This is a genomic window from Chitinophaga silvatica, assembly GCF_003419895.1.
GTDB classification, from domain to species: Bacteria; Bacteroidota; Bacteroidia; order Chitinophagales; family Chitinophagaceae; genus Chitinophaga; species Chitinophaga silvatica.
This window is the reverse complement of sequence record NZ_QPMM01000013.1, coordinates 213,931-239,938: the sequence shown is the minus strand read 5'-3', so window position 1 is coordinate 239,938 and position 26,008 is coordinate 213,931. Positions and strand designations below refer to the sequence as shown.

The window sequence follows — 26,008 nt, the reverse complement described above, 5'->3', positions numbered from 1 at the left end:
TGTTATATTTTAAGAATATTTTTTGTCTTATATTTCATTGATATAAATTTGAGAATTAAAATTAAATGTTAATCCCGATGATAATCAATAAATAAAAAACATAAACATCTCAAAACCAACAAATAAACATTTGCTATTTAAAGTTTTACTATCAGTAAAACTTTCATTTTGTGATTGAAAATTTTACGAATTGATGTTCCACGCTTAAAGTAAACTATTCGTTAAGTAGCCGTATCAACATAACAATCAATAAATTAAATCAATCATCTTTTTACAACTTTATAAAGATCCGATCGAATATCCTTTAGTGTTTGTACACTTCCAAAAGCATGTAATTCCTTCAGCAAAACCAAGTCTACATCTGCAATTACCACCATTTCTGTATTGGGCGTAGATTCGGCCTTCACTCCGGTTACCGGGAAAGCAAAATCGGAAGGTGTGAATACACAGGATTGTGCATACTGCAAATCCATATTATTGACCTTGGGCAGGTTACCAATGCATCCGGCAATCGCTACATAACATTCATTCTCTACCGCCCTGGCCTGTGCACAAAACCTTACCCGGTTATAGGCATGTTGAGTATCTGTCATAAATGGTACAAACAAAATCTGCATTCCCTGCTCCGCTAAAATTCGGGAAGGTTCGGGAAATTCGACATCATAACAGATCTGGATTCCTATCTTCCCACAATCGGTATCAAATACTTTTATATCGTCACCCCCTTTCATTCCCCAGGATAATACTTCACCCGGAGTCGGATGGATTTTTACATACTCCTCATAGGTTCCATCCCGTCTGCACAAGTATGAAATGTTATATAAACTTTCGTCTATCACTATTGGCATACTCCCGGAAATAACGTTTACATTATACGAAACTGCAAACTTCTGGAACTCCTCCCTCAGCCGGTCGGTATGCTTAGCCAATCCGCGTATGGCCCCTGCCGGGTCCATCTGATTAAATTCGCTCATTAACGGAGAATTAAACAACTCCGGAAAAACCACAAAATCGGACCCATAATCACTCACTGCATCAATGAAAAACTCCACCTGCTGCAAAAAGCCATCTATATTTCCGTAATCACGCATCTGCCACTGTACCAGACCAATACGCACCGTGCTTTTATTATAACGGATGGTATCCTGATCTTTTTCATAATAAATATTAAACCACTGTAAAAGTGTGGCAAAACCTTTGGAGGCTTCATCGTTAGGCAGGTAATTTCGAAGGATCTTCTTGACAGTGAAGTCATTGGCAAATTGAAAAGTTAGGGTTGGATCATAGATTTCCCGATCCTGTACCTTCTCAATATATTCCCTGACCGACATTTTATCGGCATATTTCTCATAGTTTGGAATCCGCCCACCGGCAACAATGCCTTGTAAATTAAGCTGTTCGCATAATACCTTCCTGGAATCATAGAGTCTTCTCGCCAGTCGCCTGCCTCTGAAATCAGGATGTACAAATACTTCAATACCATAAAGTACATCACCTTTAGGATTATGGGTATTAAAAGTGTAGTATCCCGTAATCTGTTCATAGGTGTGGTTATCTCCAAATTTTTCATAATCAACAATGATAGATAAGGCACAACCAACTACACGGCCATTAACCGCCACAGCAATCTGTCCTTCCGGAAAAAGGTTAATCAGCCTCTGGATAGTAGGTTCCCTCCAGTAACTCCCTTCCATATCTGCATATGCAGAAACCATCGATTCTTTAAGATCCAGATAATCTTCTGCTGTAAGCTGTCGTATTTCGACTAATTCAACGGAGTCTGACATATATATTTAATGTGTTGGTGAGTACAGAATATATACAATTTTAGCACCAAAAGGGTTGGCACTGTTAACCATAATCGGAAGATAGTCATACAGGCTGTATACAGAATACAAACAGCTGGGGCCATAAAAAAAGAGTGTTCCAAATTGGAAACACTCTTTTAGCTTTATTACTTATTAATTAACTGCTACTGTTTAATAGCGAGGTAGTTGTATTTATCTATCCTTTCAAATCTGAAGTCGGCCAATTCACTTAACTTATCATTTACAGTATTGTCATTTTCATATCGTTCGAAAATAACCCTTAGGTGAGGATATGTGGAAATAAACTGACGGGCACCTTCCAATACTTCTGTTTCCATTCCCTCCACATCCAGCTTTACTATAACATTCATTGCAGGATTCAGACCAAGTTGTGGTAACAGATCATCAAATCTCTCAATTGGAATGTTGCCTTCAGATGTACTGTTTCTATCAATATAACTAGACCCGGTTACGGTTGTCATTACATTGAAGTTCACTTTTTCCTGTTTACTTCCCAGTCCACATGCGTATAGCTTAATTTTATCGCCAACATTATTCAGTTTAATGTTTTCTTCAATGGCTTTATAGTTTACTGGCTCAAATGCCACGCATTGAATACCTAGGGAAGCCAGCCAAATATCATACTCCCCTATACAAGCACCAATATCAATAAATGCATCGAACTTTCTATCGGTTATCTGTTGTTTCAGATAATCTCTTACCTGGCGTTCATATGCGTAGTTGATAAACTGGAAATCAGTTGTGCCTTTTCTAATTTTGAACCTACCCATTGCAGAGGTAGTGTTCCATTCTTTTTGACTTGGTTTATTTAACAATACCATTTTTAGGGATGCACTCAATGACTTCCAATCTCCGTATCGCACATATTCACCAAAGTAGCTTAAGTATTGTTTGTATTGAGATACATTTTTCCATGATGGGTAGTAAGCTTCATCTTTCATTCTTGGGATAATTTCAACTAAAATAATACAAAAAATTAAAATACAATATTTTAGCGATTAAAGAATTTAAAAATAGGGGCTAAAGTATTAGTGAATAACTTTAATTTATTATTTATTTTCTTTAATATTGCAATGAAAATTAACCATCCCCGCGTCAAACCACTCTGGATTTAATCTTTACATTTTATTGCTAAACTACCGAATCACTGTGCCATTAATACAGAATAGGGATATTGTTGTTATAGGTTTGCAGCAATGGTATACATCCATTGGCAGCAATTGTAAAAATATAGCGATAGAGTTTGCACGCCATAACAGGGTGTTGTATGTTAATGCTCCGTTAGATCGCCGAACCATTCATCAGGAAAAAAACGATTCCAATATTCAATACCATCTTGATACGATGTCGGGTAAACAGCCGGCTGTTGTTGAGATCTCTCCAAACTTCTGGAATTATTATCCGGATACCATTCTTGAATCATTAAACTGGATACCTTTTACCGGTGTTTTCGACTGGTTTAATAAGGTAAATAATCGCCGGTTTGCCAAAAGTATTCAACGCGCCATTACCGAATTAGGATTCAAAGATGTTATCGTATTTAATGATAATGATATTTTCAGGGCCTTATATTTAAAAGATTATCTCCGCCCTTCTGCTTATGTTTATTACAGCAGGGATTACTTGTTAGGCGTGCCATACTGGAATAAACACGGGCGTACATTAGAACCTAAGCACATAGCCAAAGCCGACGCAGCAGTTGCAAACTCTGCATTTCTTGCTGAAATGTTGAAGAAGTACAACGAAAACAGCCATTACGTGGGTCAGGGATGTGATATTCAGCATTTTAATCCAGCAATCAATTATCCCCGCCCAGTAGATGTACCTACCAACCAGCAACCAGTTATAGGATATGTGGGGGCGTTAAAATCACTGAGGCTCAATATTCAGTTACTGGAAACTATTGCCGTGAAATGTCCTTCCTGGCAGTTGGTATTAGTTGGACCTGAAGATGAGGATTTCAAACAATCCCGGCTTCATTCTTTACCGAACGTTCATTTTACCGGAAGCAAAAGCTTAGATGAATTACCGGCTTATATTCAGTCGTTTGATGTTTGTATTAATCCACAGATTGTAAATCAGGTTACTATAGGGAATTATCCTTTAAAGATTGATGAGTATTTAGCGATGGGAAAACCTGTGGTTGCCACTCATACGGTTACAATGGAAATGTTTAAGGATCATGTTTATCTTGCTACTAACGCTGAAGAATATATTGCAATGATTCAAAAGGCACTCGATGAAGATAACAATGATAAGCATGAGCAAAGAATTCGTTTTGCTGCCACCCATACCTGGGAGAATTCAGTAAAAGCAATTTATCAGGCCATCCTGCAATACGAGGCAAAACATACAACTACTTAATTAGTATGAGCTTAAAAGAAAAACTTAGTCAACATCCTAAAATAAAGGCATTCATGTTATACCTCATGATGCCAAAAGGCCAGGCAAGACCAAGAACCTGGGTAAAGCTTTTTGTAAATCCGTTTGTTCATCAAACGAAGAAAGGTTCCCTTATTCGAAGGAGAACCAGGATGGATGTCTTACCATTTCAGCCTTTCCAACTGGGAAAATATTCAACCATCGAAGACTTTGCGACAATAAATAATGGTATGGGGCCGGTAATAATAGGTGATAATACCAGAATTGGTATTGGCAATGTGGTGATAGGCCCGGTAACCATTGGAAACAATGTTATCCTGGCTCAGAACATTGTACTCTCAGGATTAAATCATGGTTATCAGGATCCCGAAGTTCCAATAGCATTACAGCCATGTACTGTAGGTACTATTATTGTGGAAGATGATTGCTGGATTGGGGCCAACAGTGTAATTACTGCGGGAGTCAAAATTGGTAAACATGCAGTAGTTGCCGGTGGCAGCGTGGTAACGAAGGATGTTCCTCCCTATACTATTGTAGGAGGAAATCCTGCAAAACCAATTAAACACTATAACGCTGCAACCGGCTTATGGGAAAGAATTTAATATCATTCTGCTGCTTTTATAAACCTTCCTTTCCAATAGAAGCGTTTACTATTATCAAGTAATTCAATAAAATACATTCCTTTTGGCAGATTCGTAATTGGTAATTCAATCTGGAAGGAACCTGCATTGCTATATACATTCTGATACACTCTTCTTCCATAGATATCATATATGAACAGGTTCAGAATTTCACTTCCTGATCTTCCTACTTTCAATCGTAGAAGCGTTGTAGCCGGGTTTGGAAATAATATCACCGTATCTCCTACATGGTCAACTACCGGAGGCAGCACAGTAACCGTAAAAGTGGTAATTCCTGTCAGCTGCAAATCATTGGTGACTGTCAATTTGAATTGATAAACTCCTTCTTTCAATCCTGTCAGATAGGTCTGAGATTGCCCCTGTGAAGTAATAACCGCTGTTGCCGGCCCAGATAGCTGTGCCCATTCATAATTCACGATTGTATTCTTTAAATCGTAAGAGAGGCTACCATCAGCAAATACTACATTTTCAGGCAACTGAATAGTTTTATCTCCTCTGGTTGCAGCCACAGGTGGCTGGTCCGGAGGATTAGTTGAAGCTGGAAGAACCGTTACTTTTACTGTTGCTGTAGCAGTTGCACCTTTATCATCCTTCACACTTAAGGTAAAGACATATATTCCTTCCTGTAATTGCCTGATCTCCGTTGCCGGTAAACCCGGAGTTGAAATGAGTCCACCTGCCGGGCCACTGGTTTTAGTCCAGGACCAGCTAACGATTCTGCCATCAGCATCTGTAGACAAGCTACCATCCAGCACTGTTGTGTTGGTTGGCAGAACAATTGTCTGATCGTTACCTGCATTTGCTACAGGAGGAATATTGGCAGGGTTTACTGTAATGTTAACAGTTGCAGAGGCACTAAGTCCATTCTTATCTGTTACAGTAACCTGAAATACGTATGTTCCTGCAATTGTCAGACTTGTTACTGTTGTTTGGGTGGCAGCAGGAGAAGTAATTGTACCAGCTGAAGGCCCACTTACTTTTATCCAGTTCACCTTATCGATACTGCTACCTGGTGCTGGTGTGGAAGCACTTGCATCCAGTGTAATGGTAGACTCAGGAAGCGTTATGGTAACGTTGTTTCCTGCATTAGCCACAGGTGCTTTGAGCGCTTCATTTACAATTACTGTTACAGAAGCACTGTTGGTCAATCCGTTTTTATCGGTAACGGTGAGCGTATAAACGTAGGTTCCGGCGGTTAATCCGGTTACGGTGGTAGTTGCAGCAGTAGCCGTTGTAATAGTACCGGAAGATGGGCCGCTGGTTTTCACCCAGTTATATTTACTGATACTGCTACCTGGTGCTGGTGTGGAAGCACTACCATTAAGTGTAACCGAGGAAGTTGGTAACGTTATTGTGATGTTGCTGCCTGCATTAGCTACAGGAGCCTTGAGCGCTTCATTTACAATTACTGTTACAGAAGCACTACTTGTCAATCCGTTTTTATCGGTAACGGTGAGCGTATAAACGTAGGTTCCGGCGGTTAGTCCGGTTACGGTGGTAGTTGCGGCAGTTGCCGTGGTAATAGTACCGGAAGATGGGCCGCTGGTTTTCACCCAGTTATATTTACTGATACTGCTACCCGGTGCTGGTGTGGAAGCATTACCATTAAGTGTAACCGAGGAAGTTGGTAACGTTATTGTGATGTTGCTGCCTGCATTGGCTACAGGTGGCTGGGGTTGAGAATTGGAAATTCCTTCAAAAGCACCCACATCATAAATATTTTGCTGGGGTCTGGCAGTTCCGTCAAAGTCGGTTTTGAGGTTAAAGTCTGACATATCTCTACCTGCATTTAAGGCAGGAGAAGTAGCAAGCAATCTAAAGTTTGCGGAAGCAGAATCCACTACTCCTGCCGCCTGAGCGGTGGAATAACAAAGATTATTACTTGCAGTAAGTTTGATGGGTTCAGCACCTTTAATATACATTCCGGTACCTGGATAATCGTACGGGGTTCCGTTTTGGATCATGAGGTTATTATATACCTGATGCCCTATGGTAGTTTGATAAGCATAAACTTTCATTGCATCCTTGCCCCCATCTGTACCTACAATGGTATTATTATAAATGTTGGCAGTTGGTGGTGGAAACAGGTCTGGCGTTGTATTTGCCGGTATCTTGTCGGCCACATTAATTCCTTCAGTATAAATATCAGAGATAACGTTATTAAATACATCATTTACACCGGAGCCAAAAACTGTAATACCAGGCATGAAGCCTGTTTTTACAAAGTTATTATAGACTTTCATGCTACAGCCTGAACCCAGGAGGATACCATACCCCTGCGCTTCATTCTTTGTAGTTCCATAATTTACAAGGCGATTATTGAATACTCTGTTATCTCCGTTTTTAGCCATGGCAATCTGAATACCATCGGCTCCAATATTTTCGAGATCGTTATTGTAAACCCAGAGGTTTTCAATCCAATGTGACCTTAGATTGGTGCAGGCACCATCATTCCAGAAATAATGGGTATTTCCAATATAAAAACCTTCACCTTCTGAATTTCTACACTTCAGATTATGGATCTTTACATTCTTCATTACAAATGAGCCTTCCAGAAATTCGGGACGAGCACAGGTTTGCAATGTTTTGGCCTGCAATAAAATGTTACCGTCATGAATATATAGATGGTGAACATCAAAATCCGAACTTCCCAGTCCGAAGGTTATTCCAAAGATTTTCAGGCCATTGATATTGGTACCATTGATGTCAAAGCCGTATTCATAATTTTTATCTCCACTCCCACTGATTTCAATGTATCGGCAGGTTGGTGCATTAAAAACCGCAGCAGTTGTCTGATTTCTTACCCCTAATTTTACCAGTCCGCCACAATTCGTTATTACGATAGGTTTTTCTGGTGTTCCGGTTAAATTGCCCAGGTATACAGATTCGTACTCTCCGGCTGCAATACATAAAGTATCACCTGGCTGGACTTTAAAAGTCGTCATCGCATCGGGGTAATATATCTCAGCCCTTCCATTGGAGCTGTTAGACATTGGAACAACAATTCTTTTACCACCGGTGTTGGCGGGCGGATTAGAGGTTCCTCCGAGCGAATACTGCAACATCCATTCATAGATGTTCATTCCATTTTCCTTGTACAAAGGATCATAGGCCTGAGACCATGCATCGTGTCCATCTTTGTTAAAGATGGTTAGTTTGGCTGGAACTACCGGAGCCGGGTTACTGCTATTAATATATTTTACCCAATTGATAGACCAGTTAGGGTCGGAATTCGGGTCGGTTTTATTATGGAGTGCCCAGACAGGTGTTTTGTTTGTAGCTACAATCTGCGCCAATTCAGGGGTTGGAGGGTAATAACCACATACGGTTACTGCTGCAGCAAATGCTTTAGAACCACCATTTTCACACAATGCTCCCCATGTTTCACCACCACCCATACTAAGCCCGGTGATGTATATACGATTTACGTCAACATTATATTTAGAGACTAACCAGTCTTTAAACTTGGTTGCATCTGCAGATCCTGGCCAGGTATTGAATTGGGGGCAGGCTACTATAAAAGAAAATTCCTGATTATTAACAGTAAAGGACTTGGGGAATAGTCCGTCATTGATTTTTTGAGGAAGCCCATTTCTTAAAACACTACTAAGCGGTGAGGTACTGGCTAATTCACCATTTCCATGGAAAAATATAATTAGTGGGTACTTCTTTCCATCTGCAGGATTATAATTTGCCGGTAAATATTCGTAATATCCTTTGATATTACTCATTGAGGCTTCATTAAACGATTTGGCTGTAAAAGTTTGTCCGATAGCCAAATTGCACCATCCAACAAGTATGACAACCAATACAAACCATGAACAGGTATTCAATGGGTGAATACCTTTAGGAAAAAAACGGTTATTCATGCGAACAATATGGTTACAAAGTTTTTTAAAGTTCCTCTCATACACCTTCGGGTTTCATTCAAAACAATTGAGTTGTCTTTGCAAAGAAAATAAAAATTTACCAACATATATAAAATTTACATAACATATATGGTTACATTTTATAAAGTATAAAAATTTTCAATTCGTATTCATTTGCCAGGGCTAATTTTAATGTCTCTACAAGAAAAAAAAATTATTACCTTTACACCATATTTAGCCAACATTTTTTAACCTTCTCCTATCAAAAACCATGATAATCAATATAGAAATTCATGGGTTTTAATATATCTGCAATTTTAAAGAACAGGCATTTACATTCCTTAATGGGAAATGTAGTAATGGCATTTTTCAATGTATTATCCTTTGCATTGCTTGTTAGAATACTATTACCAGTTGCCTTTGGTGAATGGGTTTTGTTTCTCGCAACTTATAATATACTTGATCAGATACGTACGGCACTGCTACAATCAGGAATAATCAGGTTTTGTGCAGGAACCGATACCGATAATTATAATCAGGTAACCGGCGCTGCATGGTATGTAGCACTCCTACTTACCGGTACATATATCATATTGAGTACCATTCTCTTTGCCTTTTCCGGAAACCTGTTTAGCCCCACCTGGCACTTTTTCCTTGGCTCCCTGGGGATTATGACGCTTTTATCTCTTCCATTTAATATGACTACCTGGCTTTTACAAGCCAACCAGCGGTTCGATAAAATAGTTCAGGTTCGGGTCATGCAAAATGGATCATATCTGATTCTACTTATCGTATTATATCTGCTACAGCAACTCAACCTGCATACAGTTGTCTATGCCTATGCAATTTCTTTATTGCTTACCAGCATTTATTGTATGTTTTTCAGGTGGACGGCCCTTCATACCCTAAAACACCGCAATACTGCCAAGATGAAGGAGATATTTAAATATGGCCAGTCGATTGTTGGGAGTATGTTATCTTCTGCATTACTGAACTATTCAGATAACCTTGTATTAAGAACAATGATTAGTCCTGCTGCGGTTGCAGTTTACAGTATTCCTCAGAAGTTTATGGAAGTGATTGAAATAATACTGAGAAGCTTTGTAGCCACTGCACAGCCAACACTTTCGGAGGAAGCCAACAGAGGTAATTGGAAAAATGTGGCAAAAGCATTTTCTAAATATACCGGCACTGTTACAATTTTAATTCTTCCATTTATCATCTTCCTTTTACTATTTATTAATCCGCTGGTTAAACTGCTGGCCTCAAGTTCATACCTTTCTGCGCAAGGAATTATAATCATCTTTCTGGTTTCTGCAATTCTGTACCCAATCGACAGGTTTATTGGTGTAACGCTCGACATGATCAACAAGCCTAATATTAATTTCTATAAGAATCTGTTGAGGCTTTGCTTAAATGTTATTTTAGACATATCATTGGTTTGGATGTTTGCAGATATTAAATCAGTAGCCATTGCTTCCTCTCTCAATCTGATATTTGCAGTTGTTCTTGGATATTTCCTGTTAAAGAGATATTTACCGGATTTACATACCAGCAATATCTGGCAGTTGGGGTGGCAGGAATGCAAACAATTACTCAATAAAGCAAAAGGAATTGGAGTACGCTTTAAATCCAATCAATCATAATCGCTGCATGGATTTATTAAAATAAAAAAGGTGACTTACTCCTGAAAGTCACCTTACTATACACCTGGAATTAAAAATTATTTACCTGACTTACGCCACAAGGTGTTGAACCCTCCCGTACAACCATACGGTAAGATTTCAGCAACCTGGCAATCCAGGGTTTGTAAGAACTTTATTCTGCGGGTGAGAATAGAAAATGGGAATACATCCTCAACGAAATTTGTTTTCGCAAATCTGATAATTTCAAAAGAGCTGTTCTTTGCGAGGATTCTCAGGTCATTTCTTGTAAAAAACTGTACATGGTCGAGGTTATCAGCTTGCGATTGAGCCGTAGTACCTTTAAAACCAAGCACTTTTTTCACTTTATTGATTCCATTCCAGACTGCAGGATTATTTCTGGCCTTTAGCATGGGTCTGGTAACACATAGTTCGCGTGGGCCATTTCCATTCGGAACAGTTACAATAAGTAATCCGTCATCCTTTAGAGAAGCATGAATAGTATTCAGTAATAGGGCCGGTTGATCCAGGTGTTCCAATACTTCGCTGCAGATTACAGCATCATAAGTTTCTCCCTGAGCTGTTAAATCCTCTGCACTTATTGCTGCAAACTTCACATTAGCATGCGTATTTGCTTTATTGGCAGCTGCAATTGTTTTTTCACTGATATCTATTCCAAGCACCTGGTAACCGAATTGTCCGAGATGTCGGCTTATCACACCATTTCCACATCCCACATCCAATACTCTTCCTCCATCAGGAATATGCTGTTTCAAACTATCTGTAATAAAATTCAATCTTTTTATATCGGTTATACGATCGTAGCCGTAGGTAATTGCGGTTGTTGTCATATAATGTGTAATCGGTTAGTGTTTATGTAATTGATGGTAAACTTTCTCCACTTCGTTTGTCATTTTAGTAACATTGAAGCGTTGCAATACTGTTTTCCTGGCCTCCTGCTGGAGAGAATTTCTACGGCTTTGGTCTGTGGCCAGAGCAACTAAAGCTGCAGCAATACTACTTATATTTTGTGCCTGAACCAGTACACCGTTTTCATTGTGACTTACAGCTTCTTTGGTTCCATCTACGTCGGAGGCCACTACGGCTTTCCCCATTGCCATAGCTTCTAAAACGCCTATAGGAAACCCTTCCCATAAAGAAGGCAGGCAATAAATATCAGCTGCATTTAACAAGGCTGGCACATCTTGCCTGAATCCGGCAAAGGTAATCTTATCCTGAACTCCGTTAGATACTGCTTCTTTCATAGCCTCCTCTTTCAACTCTCCATCGCCAACCATAATCAAATGTAACTGTGGTGCAGCTAAAGAGGCCTTAGCAAAGGCTTTTACCATTGTTATAGGATCTTTCTGGTATGTCATGCGAGCGATAAAGCATACAACTACTTTATTTGCCGGGATATTAAAATAGGCTCTTAAATCAGGGTACGAAGCATCTGCATTAAATTTCTGCAGGTTGATTCCATTCCTGATAACAATGCTATTAAATTTACCCAGGGCAAGCGTTCCGGTATGCTGATTGGCTGCAGAAACACAGATATTTATATTGGCTTTCCGGGTAATAAATTTCTCTGCTGCTATACGCAATCTTCTGGAAATTGGGTGCAGTCCTTCATGAAAAGACCAACCGTGAACAGTATAAACGATTGGAAGACCAAGACTGCGGGCTGCCCACAATACATTAGTATTGGCCCTTGTTCCATGCACGTGAACAATATCTATATTTTCTGCTGCAATAAAACGCTTAACTGCTTTCCAAACCCTTAAATCGAATGGCTTTTCACTTTGAATAACCGTTACAGGTATATTCATAGCTTCCAATGCAGTGATCATCGGACCATCCGTAAAAGATAACACTACAGGTTCAAATTCTTCTTTATTAAGTGTTGCTACCAGATCCAGTACATGGCTTTCCCCTCCGCCAATTTTTCCCTGACGGATAGTTTCCAATACACGTATTTTCCTTTTCTGTGTCATGTACTATAGTTTTTCGATCCAGCGGCTATACCAAAGCTGAAATACCAGCATATTCCATAATTTCTGGTGGCTTACTTTACCGCCAGCCAGGTAGTGTGCCAAGAGCTTCTCTACATGCGGTACATTAAAGAAACCCGATTTTGCCAGCCTCGAACCTGTCAGATAATATTGCATTTGCTCTTTTAACTCATCTTTGAACCAGACTTGTAATGGAGCGATAAAAGGCCGTTTGGGTCTTTCCATTAATTTTTTAGGTACATACCTATGCACTATCTCCTTAAGAATATATTTGTTGACACCCCCCTTCATTTTAAGGGAAGAAGGAACCTGCGCCAGAAACTCAACTAAGCGGTGGTCTAACATTGGTTCCCTGCCTTCAATACTTACAGACATGGTTGCCCTGTCAACTTTTACCAGGTTATTATCTACCAGAAAAGTTTTATAGTCAACTGCCAATAACCTGTTTAATGGATCACTAATTCTGTTCAATTCTCCATTCAGATCGAAATTTGTCTGGTAGGCACTTTTTCCAACTCCGGTATAATGACCAACTTCAGATTCTGTCAGGTATTGACTAATATATTTCAGGGCTTGCTGAGGTTTTCCGCTTGCCCATATCAACTTCATCTTTTCGTATCTTGAAGAGAAATTATATTGCTTGTTGAAGTATGGAATATTTTCAGGATCAACCAACGACATCATACCACTTAATGAACGTTGTATTATTCGTGGGAAGCTGTTAGTATATTTTAAAGATTGATTGAACTTATTATATCCTGCAAATAATTCATCCCCTCCATCAGCCGATAATACAACCTTTACTTCTTTAGCGGCAAACTGACTTACCAATGTTGTTGGAACAGTAGAATTATCAGCGAATGGTTCGTCATAGATTTCGGGTAGATGTTCCAGTACCCCTCTCGCCTCTTCAGGGCCTACGATCCATTCGAAATGTTCGGTACCCAGATAGTCAGCGATTTTTCTTGCTTCCGCCGATTCATCCCAGGCCTGTTCCTTATAACCAATTGTAAAGGTTTTAATCTTACTTGTGCTATCGGACTGCAATATAGCAGCAACGCTGGTACTATCATAGCCTCCACTGAGGAATACACCTACCGGTACATCTGAAACCATCCGATAGTTATAGGCACTATGAAGTAAGGAAGCAGTATAATCTATTATTTCAGACTCTGGTAATTCGGTTATTTCCTGCTGGTAAGATCTTAAAACATTCCAGTAGGCAGATTCTGATACTTCCCCATTTGTAAGTTTAACTCTTAATAAATGTCCGGGTGCCAGCTTACGGGTATTTTGAAAAATTGTAAATGGCCCGGGTATATAACTATATTGGAGGAAAAGCGATAAGCTATCGGGATCAATTTCTTTTGGAAAAGATGGATGGGCCATAATTCCCTTAAGCTCAGAAGCAAAAAACAGTTGTTGTTTATGCCAATAATAATATAAGGGTTTAACGCCTGCACGATCTCTGAAAAGTATCACCTCATTTTTCAGTCTGTCGTAAATCACAAAAGCAAACATGCCTATACATTTGCTCAATACATTTTCCTTCCACGCGGCATATCCTTTTAGCAGCACTTCAGTATCGCCATCAGAATTAAAGGTATAGCCAAGCATTCTTAGCTCTTCTCTGATTTCCCTGAAATTATAGATTTCACCATTGAAAATGATAGTATAATTTTCATAATGCATCGGTTGATGACCAGATGCACTTAAATCGAGAATAGATAAACGTCTTTGTCCTAATCCGATCATTGCAGTATCCTGCTCAAAAACTTCATAACCAGCGTCGTTCGGACCACGATGTATCATTGCATCGGTCATCTTTATTAATATCTGATGATCCGATTGTTTAGAAAAGTCAATAAACCCTGCTATCCCACACATATGTTATCCGTTTTAAAATTCTTAATATTCCAGTAAATGCCACGCCAGAAAGCCTTCATATGTACCCCTTCTTTCTTCACAAGAAATTGTAAAGTATTTTTGGGGATAGTGAGAAATATAAAGTATCCGAGAAAAAGTGTTCTTGAAAAAGGTGCTACATTACGGCGCATAAAGAGAAGACGATTTCTCGTAATGTAATATGTTTTTAAAGGGCTGTTTTTTCCTGTAGTCATCGACTCTTTATGGTAGATCAATGATTTAGGTTGATAATAGACCTTATACCCTTTCTTTTTAAATTGTTCGCACCAGTCGAACTCTTCATAGTACAGAAAGTAAACTTCCGGCATCAGCCCAACATCGCGGAGGGCAGCTGCGGAAGTCATCATTCCACCACCATGTGCATAGTGCGTTACCATCAGGTTATCGTATTGCCCTTCATCCTTTTCCCTGCAACCAACCATTCCGTTTCTGCCCGTGATAGGATCAACAGCCTGGTAGCCTGCATACTCTATGGTTCCCTTATGAAAAAAGTAATGAAATTTAGGGCTTACCAAACCTGCGTCCGGATGTGCGTAAAAAACTTCCAGTAAACCTTCAATAAGCCCATCTGTAAATTCGGTATCATTATTCACCAGGAAAATATACTCACCTTTTGCCTGTTTCAAACCTAAGTTATTTCCGCCTGCGAATCCTAAATTTTTCTCACTATAAATAATTTTCGCGTCTTCATATTCTTTTAGAACAAGACTGGCAGGATCTGTTGCAGAGGCATTATCAACAACAATTACTTCGAGATTGGTATAGCTGTTTTTTTTCAAGGAAGCCATGAGCTCAGCTGTTACCACCTCATTGTTGTAATTAACTGTTATAATAGAAACCAGGGGCTGTATTTTATTCTCCAGGTGCATGTAACAACGGGTTATTTATACCGGTTTGGGTATGTTTAGTATGAATAAATGTTTTATCTGCACCTTTCAGGCGGAACATTAGCTTCACCATTATTAGCATGGCTTTGGGTAATGCCACCAGCGCCGTGAGCAGGTAGTTGGAGTAAAACTTAGCTGGAATAGGAATCAACAGGGTAAGCCCGTTTGCGATAAATAAACCTAGCATCCACCACCAGGAAAAATGGAGAAATTGTTGAAGCAGGAAAGCAGCTAATGTTAAAATAGTTAGGCTAAACAACAATAGCATTCTTGGCATTAAGGCATTCTGGCAAACAGAAAGATTAAAATAATTAAGTTTACCACGGAATAATGCTTTCCAACCTTTGGTCCAGTAAGTACGTAGATAAACGATCTGGCTTGAAACCCATCTCTTACGCTGGTTTTCAAATACAGCGGAATGAGAAATCTTTTCATCGTAGATATACGCGTCTTCCAGATATTTAATACTGATACCTCTTTCCACAATCAGTAGTTGCAGCACCTTATCAAATCCACCTGTTGCCTGAATTTCCTGCAGTACTTCTTTAATTAGTGGATAATGGAAAACCATACCAGAACCAATTACGGAAGAAGATAATCCTAATGCATTGGCACCTTTCCGATAAATATGATTCGCTATAATTTCGTTGGCAGCATCCAATATAGCAAACGGGGTATCGAGATTTTTTGCAACACGTTGCCCCTGAATAGCCCAATGCCCCTTTTGATAGAGCAAGTTTGCTTTTGTAAGAAAATCCGGAGCCAGCACATTATCTGCATCACTTATTAGTACCATATCAAAATCATCCCCTAATTTTCCGAACGCAACATTCAGGGATTTAGCTTTCGTACTCTTTTCAAATGATACTTCCAATACCCTTGCATCCATCTCTGATAAAGTATTGATGGTTTCTTGTTGCAATGAATCTGCAATTACAATCACCTCATATTTATCAGCAGGATAATTTAATTTTTTATAACTGAGCACTGTAGATACAATAACCTCATCTTCTTTGTAAGCGGGGATTAATATGGCAACTTTACCATATTGTTTAGCTACTTCATCAGTTAGTTTACTACGTTTGAAAAGCTTTCCTGCTACAGCCAGCACAAGGTTATAAGTTACACACGCCGCCAGGTATCCGAAAATTATTAATTCTATAATAAATAACATTATACATTGTCTTTTTGAACGAGCGCTTTCGGCGTATTAATTATCAGCCACATATCATATCGGAAAGATCGTTGATGGGCATATGAAATATCAAGCTCAATGCGTTCTTCAACAGACATTTCTTTATTTCCTCTTTTCTTAACCTGCCAAAGGCCTGTGATACCTGCCGGGGCTAAAAAGCGTTCGGCGTAGCTATCGGTAGTCAGAGAAGTAGCCTCGTATAATGGAAGCGGTCTGTTACCAACGAGTGACATATCGCCTTTAATAACATTTAATAATTGCGGGAGTTCGTCCAAACTTGTATTGCGGAGAAATTTTCCGAGTTTAGTGATCCTTGGATCATTAGAAACTTTAAAGAAAACAGGACCGTCTTTTTTATCTTCATACATATTCAGGTGCTGAAGTTCCTTCAGCTTTTTGTCGGCATTTGCGACCATTGTTCTGAATTTGTAGAATTTAAAAATTTTGTAATTACGTCCTGCCCTTGTTGCAGCATAAAAAATTGGTCCTTTGGATTCGAGGCGAATCAATAAGGCAATTAGTAGCATTAAAGGACTTAATGCAAGGAGGATTAATGGGGCTACAGTAAGGTCCAGCGAGCGCTTCAGGAAATTGCTCACAAAGTGACGGGTATATCTGGGTGCCGCCACTTCCCTTTGCTGGTAAGTAGGAAACGTGCAGATCTTTTTGAATTTGTTAATGGTAGCAATCTTTGCTTCCAGATGATTCCATGCATCTGCAGTGATGATATCATCAACAAATTTGAATGTTGCCCTGAAGGAATGTGGATCCTCCAATACTTCACCATCTGTAAAAACAAAGAAAGGTACGCCGGCCATCGGATGATAATTACCAACATTCATCCAATATTCCTTCAAAGCACTTTCTATTCCTTTTGCATAATAGCACACAACAGCTACAGGCAGATTATTATCAGTTTCCATTAAGAAACTGAGCGTTTTTTTAACATCCTGCAATTGCTTGACATAGATACATCTAAATCCCTTATCAGATATTTTCTGTTCCGGTTTAGGTGCACCAACGAACAATATCGACTTCTCACGATTGGGGTTATTCAGGGTAATTTTGCTCGCAGAAATTCCCTGAATGCATTCATTCTTCAGTAGATCAGGTGTAAAGGTGTTCATAATCAGGTATTTTACAAAAAAGCAATGCTGCCTAACTTAGGCGGAAATAGACATTTCTCTGTTGAGAATGTATCCTATTTTCTGAAGCAATTGCGTAGGGTCAAATGGCTTCTGTATTACTTCCCGTACATTCGGATGTTTCAGTTCAAGATCGCTGGTTGTATCTTTATAATAACCAGACAAAACAATCACCGGTGTATCCTGAAACAGATAGCTACCAGAGATATAATTCAACAGCTCCCATCCATCAATATTGGGCATCTGAAGATCAGAGATAATCAGATCCGGCTTATTTCCGTTCATTAACCAAGACATCGCAACCAGTCCGTCCTGCGCTGTCACAATCGCATATTCTTTTCCTAAAACCGCTTCCAGTAAGAAAAGCATAGGCATACTATCATCTACTAATAAAATTGTCTTTTTCATTTACCTTCATTTAAAACTGTTAATGGGTCGCGCATAAATTAACTATGCTTTTTCCCGAAGGCTTTAAATTGGATGTGGTCTCAAATTAATTACAGAAAGAACCAGGCGGTTTTTATAGAGGATATATGGTAGGATAATTAAAACGGTTCCTTCTAAGTATTGTAAGATCAAATATTAATCATTCAATCATTACGCTCACAAAAGTATTCAATTCTGGAAATCTGAAATTCTTTTTTGGTAAACGAGTGCTTTTTTCTGGTAAGTGTTAGAATTTTTACAGTAAACGGTCGATTGTCCTTTGAATAAATCTCTAAATCCAAATTTTTGATACATAATTGTTATTGCTTCTAATCAAATTACCTACTTTTGTTTCCCAAATGATTGAAATCCAAATGTTCTCCTCATGTTACTACTAGCTGTCATCTGCATTTTAAGTATCTCTGTTGTAGCATATCACTATGCTGTATATCCTTTGCTGTTATACATTGCAATCAGGATAAAACGACTGTTGTATGGCAAAACTACAGACGTCCAGGTTCCTTATCTACCTGAAGTAACGTTTCTGGTTGCTGCATATAATGAAGAGGACTTCATTGAAGAAAAGATCAAGAATACTCTGTCGCTACATTACCCCAAAGAGCTCATTCATTATATATTCATTACAGATGGCTCAACCGACCGGACAAACGAACTTATCAGGTTATACCCACAGATAACATTATTATATGAGCCTCAGCGTGCTGGCAAAACCGCTGCGATCAACAGGGCAATGAGTTATGTGCAAACGCCCTTTGTCGTTTTATCAGATGCCAATACAATACTAAACTCTGACGCTGCAATATTACTGATGTCACATTTTCGGTATCCTGACACCGGCGCTGTTGCCGGCGAAAAAAAGGTAATTAGTACAACGGGGGGGGCCGAATCCCAAGGTGAAGGGATGTATTGGAAGTACGAATCCTTGCTAAAGAAATGGGACGCCGAACTTTATAGTGTAATGGGTGCAGCTGGCGAATTGATCGCTGTTCGTACCTCCGTTTATGATCCTTTGCCAACAGATACCATCCTGGATGATTTTATGCTCTCCTTTAATATGAATATGAAAGGATATAGAGTATTATATGAACCAGCAGCCTATGCACAGGAAACTGCATCAGCCTCTTTACCGGAAGAATATAAAAGAAAAGTAAGGATTGCGGCAGGAGGTTATCAGTCAATGTCGCGCCTTCTCCCCCTCTTAAACCCCTTTAAATATCCCAAAATTACCTGGCAATATGTTTCTCACAGGGTATTGAGATGGACACTCGCCCCACTCGGGCTATTACTTGCTATAATAAGTAATATGCTATTCCTTATTATAGCCTCTCCTGAATCTTCATTTTATCAAGTGCTCTTAATTACAGGAATCTTGCAGTTATGCTTTTACACTGCAGCATTAATGGGTTACTTGCTGGCAATTCGGGAAACGAAAGTCAAATACCTTTATATACCCTTCTATTTTGTGTTTATGAACTTTGCAGTATTTGCGGGAAGCTTTAAATTTTTCAGGAAAAAACAATCGGCTGCCTGGGAGCGTTCCAAAAGAAGTGTAGCTGTTTCTTAATCAAAAAAACAGTTATCTTCTTAAAAGTTACGTTTACCAGCCAAAAGAAACCGTTTGCGAAAAACATTAAAAAAAATTATTTAGGTTCCCTATTTTCGCAGTCGAATACTACTGAAATATAATTTAGCCTTATCCTCGAACAATCTTCACTAAGCTGAAGCTTAAATGCTTAGCTAAGTATTAATTTTTTCCATCTCCTGAGAACAGACCTTCTGGTTATCCGGAAAGGTATCATTATTTCGTTATTGTCCCGAACCGGGACAGGCTTAATACATATTCCATGATTCGAACTTTACGCTTTTTAATGCTATTGTTGCTGGTCTGGTGCTATATCCCAACACATGCACAGTCAGCCCTCAACTCCAATGATCCGGTCATTACATATGATCCGGCTAATCCTCCTGCCTCCCCTGTCTTCGATAAAATCACGAAGTGGGTAAGAACAGTGAGAATGGGATATAACACCGACTCCTACAAGTGTTATATTTATAAGAACATGGCTTTCCGTCTGAAGTTCCCTAAATCTTATGTTCAGGGAGCAAATGATGGAAAGAAATATCCGATTTATCTATTCTTTCATGGAGTAGGTGAAGCCGGAACCACTTACGACAATGAGTTCCACCTGCTGTGGGGAGGTCAAACCTGGATGCAGCGTGTGGATGATGGTACCTTTGATGGCTTCTTATTATATCCACAAAGCCAAAGTGGTTATTGGGGCACCAATGACTATGATAATCTCAAGTCAGTAATCGACTCAATTGTTACCAATGCCAAAGGAGATCCTGACAGATTACTTCTAAACGGTCTTTCTGCCGGTGGATGGGGAACCTGGGAGTTTGCTATCCGCTACCCGCAATTAACTGCAGGAGCATTACCAATGAGCGCCATTTCACTGGATTACCAGAACTCGATCAATAACTATAAATTCACTCCAATATGGTTGTTTCAGGGTGGAAAAGACGGTAACCCTGCCCCTTATACAACTAATACAGTTGTTTCTACTATTCAGGCTGCCGGGGGTAATATCAAACTAACTACCTACCCCAATGACGAGCATAATACCTGGTTGGATGCCTGGAATGAGCCCGACTTCACACCGTTTATGTTAAGGGCAAACAGACTAAATCCATATGCCCTTTTTGGAAACACTACCTTCTGTGCCGGAGAATCGGTTACAATAGGTATTGCACCCGGATTTCAGCAGTATGAATGGCAAAAGGATCAGGTAACAATCGCCAATGGAACAGCAAATTCGATCGTTGTTACATCACCGGGTAGCTACCGTGTACGTGCTTTATTACCTAGTGGATGGACAGGTTGGTCTCCTACACCTCTTACCCTGGCATACAAACCTGCCAGCCCTACTCCTGTTATCACAACCTCCCCTACCCTCGCCAGTAACGTATTACCGGCACCAGACGGAAGAACAAGCCTAACGCTTCAGATCCCTGCCGGAATGAGTTCCTATGAGTGGCTGCGTGCAGGAACCTCAGGTGTACTAAGTACTACCAATACACTCACTACTTCTACACCAGGTGCATATGTTGCAAGAGCTATTGCAACTGGATATTGTGTTGGCAGCTATTCAGATACTTTCCGTATTGTTAACAGTACAGGTATTAATGGTCCGGATGCAATCAGCGGCCTCGTTGTAAGCAGCTTTAACAAAACTCAAATAAATTTAAGCTGGGTTAAAAACAGTAGCCAGGCTTACAGCGAAAAATACTTTGAAGTTTATCGCGCAACCCAGGCCAGTGGTCCATTTACCCTGATTGGTAAGAATAACGCTAACGTAGTTACATATAACGACAATGGCCTCATTCCAAATACCGCTTATTATTATAAAATCAGGCCTGTAAATGATAATGCAGCAGGTCCTGTATCCGCTGTAGTTCAAGGCAAAACAGATTTCGATTCCTTACCGCCAACAGCACCTCCATCAGTAGCTGTAGCCAGTTACACCAACAACCAGGCAGTATTAACCTGGCAAGCTGCTACAGATGATGCAGGTATTGCAGGATACGATATCTATGCAAACAATGTGCTTGTATTATCGGTTGGAAACGTTCTTACCGGAACCGTTACTAACCTTACCGATGGTACATTGTACAACTTCTACGTAAAAGCAAAAGATGTTTCTGGCAAAACTTCAACTCCAAGTAATCAGGTAACCATCAGAACCAAGAAAGCAAACCTCGATTACAAAATATACAATGGAAGCTGGAGCAATCTGCCAAACTTTACTACGCTTACTCCGGTACTAACAGGTAAAGCCTATACACCGGACCTTTCTGTAGTTCCGTCTACAACTACTGTAAATTATGCAGTAATGTGGACAGGCTATATTAAGATCCCTGTAACCGGTACATATAAATTTGAAACCAATTCAGATGATGGTAGTAAGCTGTATTTCAATAAAACATATAGCAACTCTGCTACTGCCACGGTTAGTAACGACGGATTACATGGTGCAACCTTTGCTTCAGGAACTGTAACTAATGTTGCCGCAGGAGTTTATCCAATCACTGTTACCTTCTTCCAGGCAGGCGGTGATGCTGTAATGGAAGTATACTGGTCCAGCACTCAGGCAGGTATAACTACCCGCCAGCTGATCCCGGCTGAAGCATTCGTTGATCCTAACACGGTAACAGGTAGTGCTCCTACTGCTCCTTCTGCCCTCAAGGTTACTGTAAATAATTACAGCAAGCTAAATCTTACCTGGACAGACAACAGTAACAACGAAACAGGGTTTGAAATCTACAGAAGTACCAGCAGCAATGGCACATTCAATATTGTTGCCACTACAGCTGCTAACGTTACTGCTTATACAGATACTGCCCTTAATGCCTCAACTGCCTACTATTATAAAATACGGGCTATAGGTCAATTTGGTGAATCTGCATTTACCAGTACCGCTAATGCTACTACCTCGGCCAAACCTACTCCTCCTGCAGCTCCCGGAACTCCTGTAACACAGGCACTTTCCACAACTGTTGTGAAGGTTACATGGGCCGATAACTCTACAAATGAAACAGGATTTGAAGTACACCGTTCATTAACCGACAGTCTGCACTTCAGCTTCCTGAAATCTACTGGTCCTGGCGTTTCCGGATCTGGTACTATTAACGACTCTACACTGGCAGCAAATACCGTTGCATGGTATAAAGTAAGAGCCGTTGGTGAGGGTGGTTATTCTGCCTTTACAAAAGCAGTTAGTGCTAAATCACTGAATAACCCACCGGTTATCGACAGTATCAGTAATTTAACTATCAGATATGGTACTTCTCAGAGCATCCGCATCAACGCAAGTGATCCGGATAACGATTCACTGAGTTACAGTATTTACAATAATCCAGGATTTATAACCGTACAACAAAGTAATGGTATTACTTCTATTGTATTGGCTCCTGGCGTAAACCAACAAGGTACATTCAATACAGGTGTAATTGTTACGGATACCAACAGTGGTGCAGATACTGCATTCTTTACTGTAGTCGTAAACGACAATTATCCTCCTGTTATTGATTCAATTCCGGCAGTGAGTGTTGACGAAGGAACGACTAAAGTTGTTAAACTTAGTCTAAAGGATCTCAATGCAGGTGATACATTTACCTGGACAGCTTTACAATTGCCTTCCTTCGCCACTTTACAGAGCCTGAATGATACCTGTTTAATTACCCTGAAACCAGGATATGCAGATGCCGGTACTTATTCCATTACAGTGAAAGCTGTTGACAACCGTGGAGGTACCGATACTCGTAGTTTCGTACTTACAGTAGTAGATAAGCCTACTCCGAACTATAAATTATTCCTGAATTTCCAATTAAACAGTCCGGCTCCGGCTCCTTGGAATAATATCTCAGGTACTACAACCAACAACCTGAAGGATGATAACGGCCAAACTACTGGTGCTTCATTGAAGTTCGACGAAGTATGGTGGTGGGCAGCTGGTGTTGAAGGTGCTACTACAGGTAATAACACCGGAGTATATCCGGATGTGGTGATGAGCCAGTACCTGTATTTTGGATCATTACCAGGATTCTTCAGTGGTCCAACTTCTATGACAGGTCGAATCAGTGGATTGGAAACAAACCGTACTTATACCGTTAAATTCTTCGGTAGCAGTAAATGGTGGGCTCCATCACCTGATAACGGTTCTACTCAATACACTATCAATGGTGTAACAAAATCGCTTAATGTTCAGAATAATACATCAAATCTTGCTGTGTTTGAAAACATTAAAGCCGATTCTACCGGTCAAATTAAATTTACCATGAGTCTTCCGACTGGCGGACAAGTTGGTTACCTGAATGCATTGGAAGTAGATGCAGGTGGTGCGAATGATACAACCACCAATCCTGTTAATCTGCCTCCGGTGATGTCACCAATTGCTAATAAAACTGTAAAAGCTGGTGATACCTTACATATTCAATTCAGTGCAACTGATCCTGAAAATGATCCGATTACTTATTCAGGATATCAACTTCCTTCATTCGTAACAGTAGTTCAGGGTAATGGATCGCCTTACCTCCTTGTTCAGCCAACTACCAGTCAGGCTGGCCAATACAACAACATAGGAGTTATAGCTACAGATAATCATGGAAACAGCGATACTGCTAAATTCAGCCTTACTGTTACCAGTCAGGGAGCTGATACAAGCGGTTACAGAGTGCTATTGAACTTCCATCTGAATAATCCTGCACCGGCACCATGGAATAATATTACAGGTACCAACACTACCAATCTGAAAAATGAGGCCGGACAAACAACCAGTATTGGTTTGAAATTCGACCAAAACTGGTGGGCAGCTGGTATTGAAGGTGCTACAACCGGTAACAACAGTGGAGTTTATCCGGATGTGGTATTGAGTCAGTATCTCTACTTCGGATCATTGTCTGGCTTCTTTAGCGGAGCACCGGTAATGACAGGTCACTTATCCGGTTTGGATAGAACTAAGACTTATTCAGTTAAATTCTTATCTAACAGTAAATGGTGGGCTCCTCAACCAGATAATGGTAGTACCCAGTTCACTATTAATGGAGTGTCACAAACTTTATACGCACAAAACAATACATCAAACCTGGTAGTATTCTCTGGTTTGGTTCCTGATGCAAATGGAGAAATTGTCTTTACATTAAGCATTCCTCCAGGAGGCCAGGTTGGTTACCTGAATGCGTTGGAATTGGTGGCAGGTAGTTCTACTTCTCATCCAAATAATCCTCCGACCATTACAAAAATTGCAGATCAGACTGTAGAAGCAGGAAGTACCCTGACTATACCGGTAGTGGCAAGTGATCCGGATGGAGATCCAATCACATTTACTACTTCAAATCTGCCTTCTTTTGTAACATTAACAACCAGCGGTTCCAGCAGATCATTAGTTATTAGTCCTACCACCAGTAACAGTGGTACCTATAATAATCTTCGTATCATAGTACGGGATTCATATGGTGCTGCCGATACTACTACCTTCAATCTGACAGTTACTCAACCTGCCGGAAGTGGTGGTTCTTCTAAAATATTGCTGAACTTCAAACTCAATCAAACAGCGCCGGCTCCTTGGAATAATATCACAGGCCCAACTGCAAACCTGAAAAATGACGCTGGCCAATCTACCAGCATAGGCTTCAGATTTGATGAAGTTTGGTGGTGGGCAGCTGGTATAGAAGGTGCCACTACAGGCAATAACAGTGGTGTATACCCTGACGTTGTATTAAGCGAATACTTATACTTCGGATCATTACCAGGATTCTTCTCAGGTGTATCAGTAATGCACGGACATCTATACGGATTAAGTCCAAATGCTACCTACACCCTGAAATTCCTGTCTAACAGTAAATGGTGGGCACCTCAGCCAGATAATGGCAGCACTCAGTTTACCGTAAATGGAGTGTCTAAAACATTATACGCTCAAAACAACACTTCAAATACAGCTGATTTTGCAGGATTAACAGCAGATGCAAACGGTGAAATTGCCTTTACGCTAAGCATTCCTCCAGGTGGTCAGGTAGGTTATCTGAATGCAATGGAAATTGATATTCAGGACAATAGCTCAAGCAACCTGGCTAAATTAGGCGGTACACAGCAGTCTATGGTGGTAGCCCCTGCTACAGCCAATGCTACTAAAGTGGAAGCAACAGCTAAGCTGGAGTTAAATGTTTATCCTAATCCATTTACCAATACCCTGGCTGTAGATGTATCTCTACCACACGAAGTTTCGGGTATGCTATTCGAAATCGTGGACCTGACCGGTAGAAAACTTTACAGTGAGATGAGAAGAGTTCCTGCTGGTAGATCTCAACAGAGATTCAATACTTCCGGTAACATTAAGGAACCTGGTATTTATCTCTTGCGTGTAACTACCAACAAGGGTGAAACACAAACAATTAAATTAATGAAGCTGTAAATAAAGCTTTCAAATTCTAAAAAAGGTGGTTGTGCAAACAATCACCTTTTTTTTACGGGTAA

At 40.0% G+C, this 26,008-nt stretch carries 15 protein-coding genes; 5 read left to right on the top strand and 10 right to left on the bottom strand.

Annotation, left to right across the window (positions count from 1 at the left end):
* Window positions 1-263 precede the first annotated feature (263 nt).
* Window positions 264-1,787: a bifunctional GNAT family N-acetyltransferase/carbon-nitrogen hydrolase family protein gene (locus tag DVR12_RS23385; RefSeq protein WP_116978229.1), complete on the bottom strand. Its 1,524-nt coding sequence runs from the start codon at window positions 1,785-1,787 to the stop codon at window positions 264-266.
* A gap of 185 nt (window positions 1,788-1,972) precedes the next feature.
* Entirely contained in the window at window positions 1,973-2,770 is a 798-nt protein-coding gene (locus DVR12_RS23380) for an FkbM family methyltransferase (RefSeq protein ID WP_116978228.1), read from the bottom strand.
* A gap of 208 nt (window positions 2,771-2,978) precedes the next feature.
* Between DVR12_RS23380 and DVR12_RS23375 the strand changes: the two genes are divergently transcribed.
* On the top strand, window positions 2,979-4,193 hold the full coding sequence (locus tag DVR12_RS23375) for a glycosyltransferase (protein ID WP_116978227.1): 1,215 nt from the start codon (window positions 2,979-2,981) through the stop codon (window positions 4,191-4,193).
* 5 nt (window positions 4,194-4,198) lie between these two features.
* Entirely contained in the window at window positions 4,199-4,813 is a 615-nt protein-coding gene (locus DVR12_RS23370) for an acyltransferase (RefSeq protein WP_116978226.1), read from the top strand.
* Between the two features lie 2 nt (window positions 4,814-4,815).
* Here DVR12_RS23370 and DVR12_RS23365 read toward each other — a convergent pair whose 3' ends face one another.
* On the bottom strand, window positions 4,816-8,721 hold the full coding sequence (locus DVR12_RS23365) for a PKD domain-containing protein (RefSeq protein WP_116978225.1): 3,906 nt from the start codon (window positions 8,719-8,721) through the stop codon (window positions 4,816-4,818).
* Between the two features lie 293 nt (window positions 8,722-9,014).
* Here DVR12_RS23365 and DVR12_RS23360 point away from each other — a divergent pair, with 293 nt between their 5' ends.
* A complete protein-coding gene (locus DVR12_RS23360; protein WP_116978224.1) occupies window positions 9,015-10,367 on the top strand; it encodes a lipopolysaccharide biosynthesis protein in 1,353 nt (450 codons plus the stop codon).
* Window positions 10,368-10,444: 77 nt separating this feature from the next.
* On the opposite strand, the gene DVR12_RS23355 is transcribed toward DVR12_RS23360, so the two are convergent.
* The 7 genes from DVR12_RS23355 to DVR12_RS23325 are packed head-to-tail and all read right to left on the bottom strand — an operon-like array spanning window position 10,445 to window position 17,937.
* Complete coding sequence (locus DVR12_RS23355; protein WP_116978223.1) at window positions 10,445-11,215, bottom strand: class I SAM-dependent methyltransferase; 771 nt, start codon at window positions 11,213-11,215, stop codon at window positions 10,445-10,447.
* Window positions 11,216-11,230: 15 nt separating this feature from the next.
* The gene (locus tag DVR12_RS23350) at window positions 11,231-12,358 is read right to left on the bottom strand and encodes a glycosyltransferase family 4 protein (protein ID WP_116978222.1); all 1,128 of its coding nucleotides are present in this window, start codon (window positions 12,356-12,358) and stop codon (window positions 11,231-11,233) included.
* Window positions 12,359-12,361: 3 nt separating this feature from the next.
* Window positions 12,362-14,263 (bottom strand): asparagine synthase (glutamine-hydrolyzing), encoded by a 1,902-nt coding sequence (gene asnB / locus DVR12_RS23345; RefSeq protein WP_116978221.1) that lies wholly within the window; start codon window positions 14,261-14,263, stop codon window positions 12,362-12,364.
* A complete protein-coding gene (locus tag DVR12_RS23340; RefSeq protein ID WP_116978220.1) occupies window positions 14,251-15,171 on the bottom strand; it encodes a glycosyltransferase family 2 protein in 921 nt (306 codons plus the stop codon). Before DVR12_RS23340 ends, asnB begins: the two co-directional genes overlap by 13 nt.
* On the bottom strand, window positions 15,155-16,363 hold the full coding sequence (locus DVR12_RS23335) for a glycosyltransferase (RefSeq protein ID WP_116978219.1): 1,209 nt from the start codon (window positions 16,361-16,363) through the stop codon (window positions 15,155-15,157). Before DVR12_RS23335 ends, DVR12_RS23340 begins: the two co-directional genes overlap by 17 nt.
* Window positions 16,363-17,511, bottom strand: a complete 1,149-nt coding sequence (locus DVR12_RS23330) for a sugar transferase (protein ID WP_233522451.1) — start codon at window positions 17,509-17,511, stop codon at window positions 16,363-16,365. Before DVR12_RS23330 ends, DVR12_RS23335 begins: the two co-directional genes overlap by 1 nt.
* A gap of 36 nt (window positions 17,512-17,547) precedes the next feature.
* Window positions 17,548-17,937 (bottom strand): response regulator, encoded by a 390-nt coding sequence (locus DVR12_RS23325; RefSeq protein WP_116978218.1) that lies wholly within the window; start codon window positions 17,935-17,937, stop codon window positions 17,548-17,550.
* 403 nt (window positions 17,938-18,340) lie between these two features.
* Between DVR12_RS23325 and DVR12_RS23320 the strand changes: the two genes are divergently transcribed.
* Complete coding sequence (locus tag DVR12_RS23320; RefSeq protein WP_116978217.1) at window positions 18,341-19,540, top strand: glycosyltransferase family 2 protein; 1,200 nt, start codon at window positions 18,341-18,343, stop codon at window positions 19,538-19,540.
* A gap of 280 nt (window positions 19,541-19,820) precedes the next feature.
* Window positions 19,821-25,946, top strand: coding sequence for a fibronectin type III domain-containing protein (locus DVR12_RS23315; protein WP_116978216.1), 6,126 nt, complete (start codon window positions 19,821-19,823; stop codon window positions 25,944-25,946).
* The last annotated feature ends 62 nt before the right edge of the window (window positions 25,947-26,008 follow it).

Bases quoted from the DNA above. Each gene is read 5' to 3' on its own strand.
- DVR12_RS23385 (WP_116978229.1), bottom strand. From the start codon at position 1,787: ATGTCAGACTCCGTTGAATTAGTCGAAATACGACAGCTTACAGCAGAA.
- DVR12_RS23380 (WP_116978228.1), bottom strand. From the start codon at position 2,770: ATGAAAGATGAAGCTTACTACCCATCATGGAAAAATGTATCTCAATAC.
- DVR12_RS23370 (WP_116978226.1), top strand. From the start codon at position 4,199: ATGAGCTTAAAAGAAAAACTTAGTCAACATCCTAAAATAAAGGCATTC.
- DVR12_RS23365 (WP_116978225.1), bottom strand. From the start codon at position 8,721: ATGAATAACCGTTTTTTTCCTAAAGGTATTCACCCATTGAATACCTGT.
- DVR12_RS23360 (WP_116978224.1), top strand. From the start codon at position 9,015: ATGGGTTTTAATATATCTGCAATTTTAAAGAACAGGCATTTACATTCC.
- DVR12_RS23355 (WP_116978223.1), bottom strand. From the start codon at position 11,215: ATGACAACAACCGCAATTACCTACGGCTACGATCGTATAACCGATATA.
- DVR12_RS23350 (WP_116978222.1), bottom strand. From the start codon at position 12,358: ATGACACAGAAAAGGAAAATACGTGTATTGGAAACTATCCGTCAGGGA.
- asnB (WP_116978221.1), bottom strand. From the start codon at position 14,263: ATGTGTGGGATAGCAGGGTTTATTGACTTTTCTAAACAATCGGATCAT.
- DVR12_RS23340 (WP_116978220.1), bottom strand. From the start codon at position 15,171: ATGCACCTGGAGAATAAAATACAGCCCCTGGTTTCTATTATAACAGTT.
- DVR12_RS23335 (WP_116978219.1), bottom strand. From the start codon at position 16,363: ATGTTATTTATTATAGAATTAATAATTTTCGGATACCTGGCGGCGTGT.
- DVR12_RS23330 (WP_233522451.1), bottom strand. From the start codon at position 17,511: ATGAACACCTTTACACCTGATCTACTGAAGAATGAATGCATTCAGGGA.
- DVR12_RS23325 (WP_116978218.1), bottom strand. From the start codon at position 17,937: ATGAAAAAGACAATTTTATTAGTAGATGATAGTATGCCTATGCTTTTC.
- DVR12_RS23320 (WP_116978217.1), top strand. From the start codon at position 18,341: ATGTTACTACTAGCTGTCATCTGCATTTTAAGTATCTCTGTTGTAGCA.
- DVR12_RS23315 (WP_116978216.1), top strand. From the start codon at position 19,821: ATGATTCGAACTTTACGCTTTTTAATGCTATTGTTGCTGGTCTGGTGC.